Annotated in this window: 9 protein-coding genes; 1 reads left to right on the top strand and 8 read right to left on the bottom strand. The window is 43.2% G+C overall.

Annotated elements, in window-relative coordinates; genetic code table 11:
* Positions 1-66 precede the first annotated feature (66 nt).
* The 4 genes from topA to ACTNC0_RS10795 all read right to left on the bottom strand — a co-directional run bounded on the left by topA (position 67) and on the right by ACTNC0_RS10795 (position 5,262).
* Complete coding sequence (gene topA, locus ACTNC0_RS10810; RefSeq protein ID WP_441087366.1) at positions 67-2,133, bottom strand: type I DNA topoisomerase; 2,067 nt, start codon at positions 2,131-2,133, stop codon at positions 67-69.
* A 183-nt stretch (positions 2,134-2,316) separates the two neighbouring features.
* Entirely contained in the window at positions 2,317-3,288 is a 972-nt protein-coding gene (dprA, locus tag ACTNC0_RS10805; protein WP_441087365.1) for a DNA-processing protein DprA, read from the bottom strand.
* Positions 3,289-3,308: 20 nt separating this feature from the next.
* Positions 3,309-4,838, bottom strand: coding sequence for a YifB family Mg chelatase-like AAA ATPase (locus ACTNC0_RS10800; protein ID WP_441087364.1), 1,530 nt, complete (start codon positions 4,836-4,838; stop codon positions 3,309-3,311).
* 235 nt (positions 4,839-5,073) lie between these two features.
* The gene (locus ACTNC0_RS10795; RefSeq protein WP_441087363.1) at positions 5,074-5,262 is read right to left on the bottom strand and encodes a DUF6783 domain-containing protein; all 189 of its coding nucleotides are present in this window, start codon (positions 5,260-5,262) and stop codon (positions 5,074-5,076) included.
* On the opposite strand from ACTNC0_RS10795, the gene ACTNC0_RS10790 reads away from it, so the two are divergent.
* Complete coding sequence (locus ACTNC0_RS10790; protein WP_117675806.1) at positions 5,263-5,478, top strand: helix-turn-helix domain-containing protein; 216 nt, start codon at positions 5,263-5,265, stop codon at positions 5,476-5,478. It begins immediately after the preceding gene.
* A 117-nt stretch (positions 5,479-5,595) separates the two neighbouring features.
* Here the strand turns inward: ACTNC0_RS10790 and ACTNC0_RS10785 are convergent, their stop codons facing one another.
* The 4 genes from ACTNC0_RS10785 to ACTNC0_RS10770 all read right to left on the bottom strand — a co-directional run bounded on the left by ACTNC0_RS10785 (position 5,596) and on the right by ACTNC0_RS10770 (position 14,668).
* Positions 5,596-6,192, bottom strand: a complete 597-nt coding sequence (locus ACTNC0_RS10785; protein WP_441087362.1) for a hypothetical protein — start codon at positions 6,190-6,192, stop codon at positions 5,596-5,598.
* Positions 6,193-6,310: 118 nt separating this feature from the next.
* Positions 6,311-7,726, bottom strand: coding sequence for an amidophosphoribosyltransferase (locus ACTNC0_RS10780; protein ID WP_117844503.1), 1,416 nt, complete (start codon positions 7,724-7,726; stop codon positions 6,311-6,313).
* Between the two features lie 471 nt (positions 7,727-8,197).
* Positions 8,198-10,153 carry a fructose-1,6-bisphosphatase gene (locus ACTNC0_RS10775; protein WP_118629083.1) on the bottom strand — a complete coding sequence of 652 codons (1,956 nt, stop codon included), beginning with the start codon at positions 10,151-10,153 and terminating at the stop codon, positions 8,198-8,200.
* A 24-nt stretch (positions 10,154-10,177) separates the two neighbouring features.
* Positions 10,178-14,668, bottom strand: coding sequence for a PolC-type DNA polymerase III (locus ACTNC0_RS10770; RefSeq protein ID WP_441087361.1), 4,491 nt, complete (start codon positions 14,666-14,668; stop codon positions 10,178-10,180).
* Positions 14,669-14,677: the final 9 nt, after the last annotated feature.

Here is a 14,677-nt window from a genome sequence, read left to right as displayed (position 1 = left end):
TTATACTATCTTTTATATTTTCATCTACGAAGATTTTCTAAGCATGTTTCAAAATGCATTCTACTTCTATTTTTCTTCCTTCGTCTCCACATATCCACAGGTTTCCTGGCTGCAGACAAGCTTATTCCCCTTTTCCACCATATAGCTTCCACATTTTGGGCATTTCTTTGCGGATGGCTTCTGCCAGGACATAAAATCGCATTCCGGATTATCTTCACATCCGTAATATTTACGTCCTTTCTTGGTTTTCTTAAGAACAAGCTCCTTGCCACATTTCGGGCATGGAACACCAATCTTCTCGAAATATGGCTTTGTATTTCTACACTCCGGGAAGCCCGGGCATGCAAGAAATCGTCCATGTGGACCATATTTGATCACCATGTTTCTGCCACAGTTATCACAGACTACATCTGTGACTTCATCCTGGATGTCAACTTTCTCCAGTTCTTCCTCTGCTGCATCGACATCTCTCTTCAGATCCGGGTAGAAATTGCTGACTACTGTTTTCCATTTAACAGTACCTGCTGCCACACAGTCCAGAAGCCCTTCCATAGTTGCTGTGAAATTCACATCCACGATACTCGGGAATGCCTGCTTCATGATGTTGTTAACAACCTCACCAAGCTCTGTAACATATAGATTCTTCTGTTCTTTAGCCACATAGCGGCGGCTGATGATTGTTGTAATGGTCGGCGCATAAGTACTTGGACGTCCGATTCCCAATTCTTCCATCGTTTTAACCAGGGATGCCTCTGTGTAATGTGCCGGCGGCTGTGTAAAATGCTGCTCTGGTTTCAGTTCCTTGAGTGTAAGCTTCATGCCTTTTTCAAGGCTCTGATTCAGTACATTTCCTTTTTTCTGATCTTCTTCATCTGTGTATACAGACATAAATCCGTCAAACACGATTTTGGATGCAGACACTGTAAAGATATATTCATCTGCCCCGATTTTTACGGAAGTCGTCTCATACTTCGCCGGTGCCATTCTGCTCGCTGCAAATCTTCTCCAGATAAGCTGATACAGTCTGAACTGATCTCTGGACAGAGATTCCTTTAATGCAGCCGGTGTACGGCTGATATCTGTAGGACGGATCGCCTCATGGGCATCCTGGATCTTCTGTCCTTTTTTCACTGTTTTCTCTGACTGGGAAACATAATTCTCACCATACTGTTCAGTGATATATTCTCTTGCCGCAGCATCTGCTTCCTCTGAAATTCGGGTAGAATCTGTACGCAGGTAGGAAATCACACCAACGGTACCATTTCCTTTAATATCGATTCCTTCATATAACTGCTGTGCCAGACGCATCGTCTTCTGTGTAGAAAAGTTTAATGTCTTGGCAGCTTCCTGCTGTAAGGTACTTGTGGTAAATGGAAGAGGTGCATTCTTGATTCGCTCACCTTTCTTTACCTCAGTAATCTCATACTCTTTATCCTTTAAGGAAACCAGAAGCTCATCCATTTCCTGCTTGTTATGGATACTCATTTTCTTATCTGTACCGTAGAATTTAGCCTGAAGCGGTTTCTTTTCGCCCTTTACCTGAAATTCTCCGTCAAGACTCCAGTATTCTTCCGGAATAAATGCGTTGATCTCATCCTCTCTGTCACAGATGATACGCAATGCAACAGACTGTACACGTCCCGCGCTTAAACCTCTCTTGACTTTCGCCCAGAGCAGAGGGCTGATACTGTAACCAACCATACGGTCAAGCATACGTCTTGCCTGCTGTGCGTCTACCAGATCCATATCCAGTTCTCTTGCCTGTTTAATGGATGACTTTACAGCCGTTTTTGTAATCTCATTGAAAGTAATTCTGTGCATCTTCTTCGGGTCTTCTTTTAAGGCCTGCATCAGATGCCAGGAAATAGCCTCTCCCTCGCGGTCAGGGTCAGTTGCCAGATAAATCTTATCTGCCTTCTTGGCAGACTTGCGAAGTTTGGCAAGCAGTTCTCCCTTTCCACGTATTGTTATATATTTCGGTTCAAAATCATGCTCTACGTCAATTCCAAACTGGCTCTTGGGAAAATCGCGAACATGTCCGTTTGAAGCTTCCACATCGTAATTCGCGCCAAGAAACTTCTTAATTGTTTTCACTTTTGCAGGTGATTCCACTATCACCAGATATTTCGCCATGCTATCTCTCCTAGTCGTAATCTGTTACTGTTCACTATAGCAATTCTATAAGCGCCCAATAACGCCAAATTCATTCTTTTCACAGCTTATTATTAACCAGATAACGGATTTTTTCCCAATCCGGCTTATTCACGTTACTATTCACTCCGTTCTCAGCAACAGAAATGGCGCATGAACAATAACTTAACTGCATCTTACATAGTAATGTCTCCCGCTTTCTCTTATGAGTCCCTGCAGTGTCAGCTCCACCAGACAGTTGCTTACCTGTGCCGGCGAAAAGCCTGTTTTTCTTACTATGTAATCGGGGTTTTTTGGTCGTAAATCGAGACAACTATACACCAAATTCAAATCACTTGCAAGTCCTAAGTTGTTTTTTTCGTCTGTTTGCAACGCTTTCTCTGCACCGATTCCAAGTTCTTCCAGTATGATTTCCGGGCAGTAGGCAATTCCTGCGCCATCGTAGATCAGCTTATGGCATCCTCTGCTAAGTGTATCTGTAACAGCACCTGGGATGGCATAGACCATTTTCCCCTGTTCCAGTGCAAAACCAGCTGTAATCAGAGAGCCACTGTTTTCTTTTGCCTCTACCACCAGAACTGCATCTGACAGGGCACTGATGATGCGGTTACGTGCCGGAAAATGCCAGGATACAGGTTCCGAGCCCAACGGACATTCACTGATAATCCCGCCATTTTCCCAGAGAATTCTCTCATAAAGTTTTTTGTTTGTTTTCGGATAACACACGTCAACTCCACTTCCCAGCACCGCAAATGTAGGCATTTTCCCTTCCAGGGCTCCTTTATGCCCTTCTGAATCAATCCCAAGAGCCATGCCGCTGATGATCTGTACTCCTGCCTGACTTAGTTCCTTCGCATAACGGAAAGCCTGGATTCTGCCGTATGGGCTGCACATTCTCGCTCCGATTACTGCTACGGTTATCTTGTCGGGATCAGGCATTCTCCCCTTTACATATAGCTTTGCGGGCATGGAGGGATACTGCTTCATTTTTTCCGGATACTCTGTACTTGTTTTTGTTATACATCGGATTTGATCCATGGAATTTCCCACCACCTGATTTCTCTTTCTGTTATTTTTTTCCCAATCTATGCTTTCCGAACTTTCTGAATCGAATTTTTCTACCTCAGTTCTTTCCATATAAAATACCTCGCAGACTTTTATTTTATGACAAAATCTTTATCAAATGCTCTGTAAGAAAGTGCCTCTCCGATATGATGGCTGGCAATGATTTCTTCTTCCTCCATATCGGCAATCGTTCTGGCTACTTTCAAAATTCTGTGATAGGATCTGGCACTGAATGCAATTCGCTCAAACGCTCTCGCAAGCAGCTTTGATGCACTGTCCGTAAGAGGGCAGTATTTATCGATCAGACTGCTTCTCAGCTGTCCGTTGAAACTTATCTTCTCGTCTTTATAACGTTCTTCCTGGATTTTCTGTACTTTTTCTACTCTTTTCCTGATAATTGCAGATGTTTCCCCTTTCTTTCCACAGTGAAGCTGTGCAAAAGAAACCGGCGGTACTTCTGTGCTGATGTCGATCCTGTCCAGGAGCGGGCGGCTGATTTTGCCCATATAATGTGAAATTTCTCTCGACGTACAGGTGCATTGGTTCAAATCCGGATAATATCCGCAGGGACAGGGGTTCATCGCGGCACATAGCATAAAATCCGCCGGAAAACTATATGTACCGCTTGCCCTGGCAATCTGAATCACCTTGTCTTCCAGTGGCTGACGCAGAAGTTCCAGACTTGCCCTGGAAAATTCAGGCATTTCATCCAGGAAAAGAACTCCTTTATGCGCCAGCGTAATCTCACCGGGACGCGGATTGCGTCCCCCTCCTGCTATTGCCTGTGGCGTACTCGTATGGTGGGGACTTCTAAATGGTCTTTCATTCATCAAAGGATTTTCTCTGGATAAAAGCCCCGCAATACTGTAAATTCTGGTAAGTTCCAGTTTCTCTTCAAATCCCAGACCTGGCATGATCGTAGGAAGCCTTCTGGCAAGCATCGTCTTGCCTGTCCCTGGCGGTCCAATCAGAAGCATGTTATGGAAGCCACTTACTGCAATCTCTGCTGCCCTTTTTGCGCCTTCCTGCCCTTCAATATCTGAGAAATCCATTCCTTTATCCGTATTTCTTGCAGAAATATCCTCCTGAATTTCCATTTTCAGATATGGTTCCGGATTCTGGATGCATTCGATCAGTTCCTTCAGATTCTTTACCCCTGCTACCGGCACATCCTTGATCAGTCTTCCTTCTTTCAGATTCTCATAAGGAACTACGCAGAATCGGCATCCAAGACTCCTCGCACACAGTACCATGGGGAGGATTCCCGAAATGCCATGAATCTCTCCGTCCAGTCCGATCTCGCCTGCCATCATGACTCCATTGACATCCCGCGAACTTATGATTTCAAAAGCAGCCAATACTGCGGCCGCGACCGGAACATCAAAGCCAGCACCTTCTTTCTTCATATCCGCAGGTGCGAAATTAACAGTGATTCTCTTTGGTGGAAACTGATAGCCGTTATTCTTAAGTGCTGTACGTACTCTGTCCTGGGCTTCTTTTACCTGAGCGGATGGAAATCCTACCATTATACAAGAAGGAAGTCCGTTACTTACATCTGCTTCAACCTGGACAGGACATACTTCTACCCCTAAAATTGCAGCTGATAATACACTTGCAAACAAATTTTCTCCTTTCCGGATGCATAAATCTCCCCGATGTGATTTATACATATCATATATCTATACATATCCATACTGAATAATTGCTCTGCTTATTACTGTCTATTGTAGTTCATAACGATTGTAAGACACTGAATGAACAAAAACATGTAACAGAAGCAAAGTTTTATCCTATTCGGCTAAATATTGCTTTTTTTACTTTATGGGATTACCATAACCTGAACGGTCATGTATTATTTCAGAAATCAGAATTGAATAAAGATATTTTTATTATAGTCCATTTTGCTCCATTTCGCAAGAGTGCAATTTGTTCTGTTTTATACTTTTTTATATCAGAGCATGTTTGAAAAAAGTTTTCTGCAAGATGTGTGTCACAATTTGCGGGATGATTTTTTAAACACTCTCCATAGGGAAGGAGGTACCCCACATGAAATTTCAGCGTATTCAGGATTTACGCACAGATGCTGATCTGTCCCAGAAACAGCTTAGCGAAATTCTTCACATCAGCCAGCGTTCCTATTCACACTATGAAACCGGATCACGTAACATTCCTGTCGAAATGTTGATCAGACTGGCAAATTATTATGACATAAGTGTTGACTATCTGGTAGGGCGCACTGACAAAAAAGAGATGAATAAATAAAAAGCAAAAAAGGATTCCTGTAACTTCTGATGTTACCTGAATCCTTTTGTTTTTCTTTTGCTTTTTCATGACTGTAGATCATATTCACAGTCAATATTTTTCTTATGTAGCTTCCCGTTATCCTCTGATCATAACACCATCTACGGAAGGGTGAACTTTAGCGCCTTCCGCTTTCGTTTTTGTTTTAATCTTCACATACAGAATCCCGTTATCAAAAGTGAAATAGCCTTTTGCTACATTTCCCAGGGAATCTGTAAAGGAAAATCTTGACGCATTTCCCGCTACGGATTTCTTTACCGTAGCTTCACAGGTGGCTGTTTTTTTCTTATTTATCTGCGAATAAGTAAATGTAACCGACTTCTGGCTTAGTTTCGTAATCTCGATCACAACCCTGCCATTCTTACTGTGCCAGCTTCCCAGATAATCATCCGGGTCAAAAACATAGGCTCTTTCCAGCACAGGTGTCGGCGTTACCGTAGGAATTGGTGTCGGAATCGGGGTTGACGTAGCTGCCGGTGTAGGTGTTACAGTTGGAACACTTTCCAGTGCCGCAATTGCTTCTGCCTTGCGCTGCTGCCTGTCCTCATTCTCCCGCTGACGAATCAGCAGAATACCTGCAAGTATAAGCAGGACAAACAGGCTGATTACAAATACCAGAAGCTTCTTAAGCCTTCTTTTCTTTTTGTTCCTTTTCTGATTGTTTACTACCGGCAAATTCTACGTCTCCTCTTTTTTTGTATTTCTATATCGTATTTACTTTCTATCTACATTTCCAGTTATCATTCTATGCAGAAATATTGTAACTACTCAGTACCTTCACAGTTACGAAATATTATTCTTTTCCATCCCAGCAATAAGTACAGAGTTTGCATGGAGAGATTCCGATAGAAGCCTTCAGATCGTCCAGTCTGTGGAATTTCAGGGATGTAAAGTTCAGTTCCTTACGGATCTCTTCCAACATTTCTTTGTAATTAGTTGAATTCGGATCTGCGTAGTCTGCCAATGTCCTATCACTTACATTCTCTCCTTCACGTTTCGCGATCACACGTCTTGTGATCAGATCCATCTCTGATTTGGAACGTGAGAAGTTCAGATATTTACATCCATACAGAAGTGGCGGGCATGCAGGACGGATATGTACTTCCTTTGCACCATTTCTGTAAAGGAATTCTGTTGTTTCTCTTAACTGTGTTCCACGTACGATAGAATCATCAATCATAAGAAGGCTCTTATCTTTGATCAGACGGTGTACCGGAATCAGTTTCATTCTGGCAATCAGATTTCTCTGGCTCTGCTGAGTAGGCATGAAAGATCTCGGCCAGGTTGGTGTATATTTAATAAACGGGCGGGCAAAAGGTACGCCTGACTGGTTCGCATATCCGATGGCATGTGCAATACCGGAATCCGGAACTCCGGCTACGATATCCGGGTTTACTTCGCCTTTGTCACGTTTTGCCAGCATATCACCACAGTGATAACGCATTTCTTCTACATTAACGCCTTCATAAGTTGAAGTCGGATATCCGTAATATACCCACAGGAAAGAACAGATACGCATTTCTTCGCCAGGCTTCTGCAGAGTTTCCACTCCATCCGGAGTCACTGCAACGATCTCGCCAGGTCCCAGTTCTTTCAGGTCTTCATATCCTAAATTCAGATATGCAAAGCTTTCAAAGGATACACAGCAGGCATCTTCTTTCTTACCTATGATCAACGGAGTTCTTCCCAGACGGTCACGTGCTGCCAGCAATCCCTTAGGTGTCAGAATCAGCATCGTCATAGAACCTTCTATTACTTCCTGCGCATAACGGATTCCTTCGATCATGTTATCCTTCTGGTTAATCAGGGCAGCTACCATTTCTGTAGGGTTGACACTTCCACCGCTCATTTCCAGGAAATGTGTACATCCATTCTTGAAACAGGTTGCGATCAGTTCATCCATGTTGTTGATCTTTCCAACTGTAGTGATTGCAAAATTTCCCAGATGGGAACGTACCAGCAACGGCTGTGGCTCATTATCTGAAATACATCCGATTCCTAAGTTTCCTTCCATCTCACCGATATCACCGTCAAACTTTGTTCTGAATGGTGCATTTTCGATATTATGGATCACACGGTCAAAGCCACGTTTCGAATCATATACTGCCATACCGCCTCTGCGTGTTCCCAGATGGGAATGATAATCAATTCCGAAGAAAAGGTCCAGAACGCAACTGGACTTTGATGCTACTCCAAAAATTCCACCCATTATCGTATTCTCCTTTTGTCCATCATCTCCGGGCATATCTGCCCGCCTCATAATGTTTGTTTTTATTACTGCTCACATATAATATCTCAAAACATAAAAGCCTATAGCTATCATCGTAAATAATGCATTTAAGACAGTTCAGCAGAGTGCGAAAGACAAGGAAAATATCTACAGACGTGCTGACGTACGGCAAAGATATCTGACGCAGGATTTCACACTCTGTTGGGCTGGATTAAGATGCATTATTTTAGAGGATTGCTATAAGTTCTATTGCCACCAGAAATCTGGCATGAATTTCAGCTATGTTACTGAAAACTGAATGAACAGTAACTTGTTTATCACACAACACTACTCATTATATAGAACGCAATTTTATAAGTAAAGAGTTTTATCGCCTGTAAAACCAACCTCTTTTTGGCGTTTGCTTACAAATTTTGGATATTTTTATTCTAAAATCTATCCGCCTGGTTCTTATTTTTTCTCTTTGATAGTACCTTTTCTGTATGCATCCAGAAGCTGGATCAGTTCCTGAATTCTCTCTTTTAACGCATGACCGGTATCTGTATCACCTACCAGCTGACGTCTTGACATGTAGCTGACTGCTACACGATTTGATACGATATCTGTCTCTTTTGCTACCGCATCTGCTTTGGAAGTAAATGGCTCGTGAGCTGTAAGATTTAATCCATAAGAATTATAAATCAGTGTATATCCTGCAATACCTGTAACTTTTCTGTATGCCTTGGAGAAGCCTCCGTCAATAACGATAACCTTGCCATTGCATTTAACCGGGCTTTCTCCCTCACTCTGATGTACAGGTACATGACCATTGATAATATGGCCCTTCTCCGGATCCAGACCAAATTCACGCAACATATTATCAACTACTTCTTCATTCTCCCAGAGTCGGTAATATGCATTCTTTTTCTCCTCATGTGTGGACGGATCTTCTATAAAATAACGCTCAAAAGTACTCATCTTACTCTTGCCAAACAACGGAGAATTCGGTGCTGCCCAGATATACCACATGATATCCCGGCCTTTCTTCTGCTCATCTTTTCCTACAGAATAAAAAGCTCTGCGTACATAGGCTTCCAGCACATCATACAATTCTTTTCCTTTATAGCTTTTCCCATAAATCTGTACTTCACGGAAGGTTCCATCCTCATTTAACGGAATACTTCCATGAAACAGAAGATTCCCATTATATACTGTATAAAGGCCGCCTTTATCCAGTAACAGCCGGATATGATTCTGCAGCTTCTCGCAGTTTCTGAATGCAGAAGACAGCTTGTCCATAACCTCTTTTTCCCCGTCTGTAAGCTCGTACGGATGCTTCCAATCAATCGTCGGGAAATTGCTGTCCCGGAGAGGATATTCTTTTCCATCCGGCAGGATGATTGTTCCTTTCTCAGGATTGATCCTATGTAAAAGTGCCCTGTCTTCCATCTGGAATTCTTTATGCTTTCGCACCAGTTTTCCTTCTAATTTAAACTGGATCACCGCAATCGCTTTGTGCATTTTTTTGCCGAGTTCTTCTTCCAGAACATTGTAATTTGAAGCGCCTTTCATGGCAAAAATATCACATGGATCATCCTTATATGCTTCCATGACAAAGGTTGCAAGTGGCAGCATATTGATACCGTATCCATCTTCCAGAATATCCAGATTTCCATAACGGATGCTGTTTCTCACTACCGTTGCAATACATGCTTTCTGACCTGCTGCCGCACCCATCCAGACTACATCATGGTTACCCCACTGGATGTCCAGAGAATGGTACTGCATCAGACGGTCCATGATAAAATGCGGTGCCGGGCCTCTGTCGTAAATATCCCCCAGGATATGCAGGTGATCTACGACAAGACGCTGGATCAGTTCTGCAAGTGCAATGATAAAGTTCTCTGCACTGCCGATTTCAATAATGGTATTTACAATGGCATCATAATAAGCTTCTTTATCCAGGACCTCCGCTTTCTCTGTGATCAGCTCTTCGATCACATATGCATAGTCTGCCGGAAGTGCTTTTCTTACTTTTGATCTGGTATATTTGGAAGCTGTTGTCTTACATATTTCAATCAGACGATACAACGTGATCTTGTACCAGTTTTCCATATCATCCTCTGTTTCCTTTACCAGATCCATCTTCTCTCTTGGATAATAAATCAGTGTCGCCAGAGAGCGTTTGTCATTATTTCCAAGCGTGTGTCCGAATACATCATCTATTTTCTTTCGTACTGCACCGGAACCGTTTCGCAATACATGGGAAAATGCCTGATACTCTCCATGAAGATCGGACATAAAGTGTTCCGTTCCCTTTGGAAGGTTCAGAATCGACTGGAGATTAATGATCTCCGTAGATGCTTTTCCAATTGTAGGATAAATTTCTGCAAGTCTCTGTAAATATCTAAGCTCCTCTTTCTTCATATCCATCTCCTTATATTTTCTATCTCATCCCGTAAAATCAAACAGTGACATCTGGTTTGACTGCGGAATATCTCCAAATAATTTCAGATCATCCATCAGATCAATAACTGTCTTGCTGACTTTAGTTCTGTCGCGGAAGTCGTCTTTTGACAGGAATTTGCCTTGTTTTGCGGCATCTACAACGGCATCTGCGGCCTTATCTCCGAGTCCGTCAATGGTCGCAAGTGATGGCATCAGTTTTCCGTCCACAATCTGGAATCGCTGCGCTTTTGCAGTGTAAAGATCGATTGGAACGAACTCAAAACCTCTTGCATACATCTCCTGCACGATACGCATATCCTTCAGGGTATCCTGCTCTTTCTTAGATGCAGCATCGCCTTTCTTACGGATTTCTGCCATATAATATTCCAGACGTTCTTTACCCATGCACATCAGTTCATAGGAAAAAGCTGTCGCACGGATACTAAAGTATGCCGCATAATAAGCCAGCGGCTGAAATACCTTATACCACGCAATTCGGTATGCCATCATAACGTAAGCCGCCGCATGGGCTTTCGGGAACATGTACTTGATCAGCTTACAGGACCAGATATACCAGTCCGGTACATCATGTTCCTTCATCGTTGTGATCCACTCATCACGCAGGCCTTTTCCCTTACGGACACTCTCCATAATGGTAAATGCAAGACCACTTTCCACGCCTTTTCCGATCAGATAGATCATGATATCATCTCGGGTACAGATGGCAGTAGAAATTGTAGCCGTGCCATTCTGGATCAGTACCTGCGCATTTCCAAGCCATACATCTGTACCGTGGGAAAGTCCTGCAATACGAATCAGGTCTGAGAAGTATTTCGGCTTGGTATCAATAAGCATCTGCATGGCAAAGTCTGTACCGAATTCCGGGATTCCCAGGCATCCAAGCTTACATCCACCAATATCCTCCGGCTCGATTTTCAATGCTTTCGTGCTTGCAAATAATGACATGACATCCCTCTGATCCAGCGGAACATCCCTCGCACTGATGCCTGTCAGATCCTCCAGCATTCGGATCATGGTCGGATCATCGTGTCCCAGTATATCAAGCTTCAGCAGGTTTCCATCAATGGAATGATAATCAAAATGCGTGGTGATAATATCACTGTTTACGTCATTCGCAGGATGCTGGACAGGTGTAAATTTCTCGATTTCCTCTCCCACCGGAAGTACAATGATACCTCCCGGATGCTGTCCTGTGGTACGGCGAACTCCTGTGCACCCCTGCACGATACGGTTGATCTCACAGTAACGTTTATGCACGCCACGTTCCTCGAAATAATTCTTCACATAACCGAATGCCGTTTTCTCTGCCAGTGTACCGATAGTTCCGGCTTTAAACGTCTGTCCTTTACCGAAAATAACCTCTGTATATCGATGTGCATTTGCCTGATATTCTCCTGAGAAGTTAAGGTCAATATCAGGCTCCTTATCTCCCTTGAATCCAAGGAATGTTTCAAAAGGAATATCAAATCCCTCTTTCTTCATTTTTGTCCCACATTTCGGACAGATTTTATCAGGCATATCGCACCCTGCCATACCTGCATATTGCTTTACTTCCGGCGAATCGAAATCACTGTATTTACAATCTGGATTCGGACATAAATAATGCGGCGGCAGAGGATTTACCTCTGTGATACCGGACATTGTAGCCGCCAGGGAAGATCCTACTGATCCTCGCGAACCTACCAGATATCCGTCCTCATTAGACTTCCACACCAGTTTCTGTGCAATAATATACATTACGGCGTAACCATTCGAAATAATAGAGTTCAGTTCTCTATCCAGACGGCTTTCCACGATCTCCGGCAGGGGATCTCCGTACATTTCATGTGCCTTTGTGAAGCAGATATTCTTCAGATCCTGGTCGGAATTTTCAATGACCGGTGGGAATTTATCCGGATGGATCGGGGAAATTTTCTCGATCATATCCGCAATCTTATTGGTGTTCGTAATGACAACTTCCTCAGCTTTCTCACTTCCCAGATAGGAGAATTCCTCCAGCATTTCTTCCGTAGTACGCAGATATAACGGTGCCTGTTCATCCGCATCCGAGAAACCATTTCCAGCCATAATAATACGTCGGTATACCTCGTCCTGAGGATCCATAAAGTGCACATCACAAGTAGCTACAACAGGTTTCTTAAACTGCTCTCCAAGCTTGACGATCTTTCTGTTTATCTCTTTTAAATCTTCCTCAGAATTGATCATATCATGCTTGTCATCCGCAATCATAAATTTATTATTTCCAAGCGGCTGAATTTCCAGATAGTCATAAAAATTAACCAGTCTGGCAATCTCCGTATCCGGTGCATTTCGCAGTATTGCCTGATACAGCTCTCCTGCCTCGCAGGCACTTCCCACCAGAAGACCATCCCTATGCTCTTCCAGCACACTCTTCGGTACACGAGGACGTCTGTGATAATATTTCAGATGAGACTGGCTTACCAGTTTATACAGATTAATGCGTCCCGTCTCATTTCTGGCAAAAATAATCGCATGGTAAGTTGGTAACTTCTTAATAGTATTGGCCGATACCGCTCCCTGTTTATTCATCTCATCCACATCAAGAATATCTCTGTCCGCCAGCATTTTGACAAATTTTACAAAAATCTCTGCTGTACATGCGGCATCGTCTACTGCACGATGATGATTCTCCAGTGAAACTCCTACTGCTTTTGCAACCGTATCCAGCTTAAATCTGTTCAATGCAGGCAACAGGAAACGCGCCATTCCGACCGTATCCACATAAGTAAAATCATGCTTGATTCCCAGTCTGTCGCAGTTTTTCATAATGAATCCCATGTCAAAGTCCGCATTATGTGCAACCATTACCGCCCCCTTGCTGAATTCAAGGAATTTTGGCAGAATTTCTTCGATTGTCGGCGCATCCATTACCATGCTGTCATTAATGCTTGTAAGCTGTTCAATACGGAACGGGATCGGTACTTTTGGGTTTACAAACGTGGAAAAACGAGCGGTAATCTCTCCGTTCTCTACCAGTACCGCGCCAATCTCAATAATCTGACAGGTCAGAGAAGAGAAGCCTGTTGTCTCAATATCAAAGACTACAAATCTTCCATCCAGTTTCTGTCCTTTTCCATTTGTCACCATACCCTTTAAATCATCTACAAGGTAAGCTTCCATACCATACAGAACCTTAAAATCAGAGTCCTTCGGCACACATCCTCCCCATGCATCGAAGCAATGATTTGCCTCGGGAAATGCCTGAACGACACCATGGTCTGTGATGGCAATGGCAGGATGTCCCCACTCATAGGCACGTTTTACCAGAGATTTTGCATCTGTGACACCATCCATATCGCTCATCTTCGTATGGCAGTGAAGTTCAACTCTTTTCTGAGGACCGGTATCCACCCTGGCTGTGGTAAAGTTGGCAATCTTTTTGATTCCCGCGATAGACGCAATCGTCAGTTCACTGTCAAATCTGTCCACGGTCGTTACGCCGCGAAACTTCAGAAATGCACCTTTCTTTACATGCTCTGTGACTTCCGGAACCTGCTCGTTTCGAAGAAACATCTTCACTACAATACTGTCAGTAAAGTCTGTGATCGGGAAAATCAGAATCGTCTTTTCATTTCGAATCTCTCTGGCTTCAACATCCATAACCTGTCCGCGGACAATGACCTCACCCATCTCACCGGTGATTGTTTCAAGGGCAACTGGTTCGCCTTCAAAATCTCTTCCATAGATAACATCCGGATTGCTGTCTCGTCTGAATCCACCACGGAAATCACCTTTTTTATTGTCTTTTCGATCAGCAAATGCGGACTTTTTGTCCTTCTTTTCCTGCTGTGATTTATCTGCTTTCTTCTCTGCCTTTTTCTCCGTTGTTCCACTTTCTTCAGTCTGTGAAGTCTCCTCCGTTTTGGCATCCATCTTTGCATGACGAATTACGTTCTCTACTTCCTGAGCAATCTGAACTGCTGCATTCTTACGGTATTTGCTCTCCTGCGTTTCTGTAAACTCCAGCTCCACTTTCAAATCCATCCCGCATCTCTCGCAGAAAACTTTCTGCAGATATTCGATCAGAATCTCGCTTTTTTCTCTGGCTATTACCGAGTCAGGAAGTATCATATGAAGATCATTTGCACCCGGAAAAGTAATCTGTGCCTGCTTGAACATGTTATATTCCAGCATATTGTAATTGCGCAGTTCCAGTTCCATACTGGAACGGTATGTGTCCAGGAAATTCTGTGGCGTGTACTGCCCTGATAAATGAAACTTCTCTATTACGGTAACCGTAACGCCCAGTCCTGCAAAAATCTGTCTCTCTATCTGCTCTTCCAGGGCAAAAATATGCTTCTTATGAATCCAGCGTTCACTTTTTATATATACCCAGATATGAGTCTTGGAAGGATTGCAGGAAACTCTGGTTACAAACACCATGTCCAACAGCTCTTCCAGTTCTTTTTTCACTTTTAAATTGGGAAATACGTCAAAAAAATCTTTTTTCAAAATAGAATC

Source organism: Blautia sp. HCP3S3_B11 (genome assembly GCF_052064435.1).
GTDB lineage: Bacteria > Bacillota > Clostridia > Lachnospirales > Lachnospiraceae > Blautia_A.
Note: the sequence above shows the minus strand (reverse complement) of the source record. Positions and strands in the feature narration are given on the sequence as shown.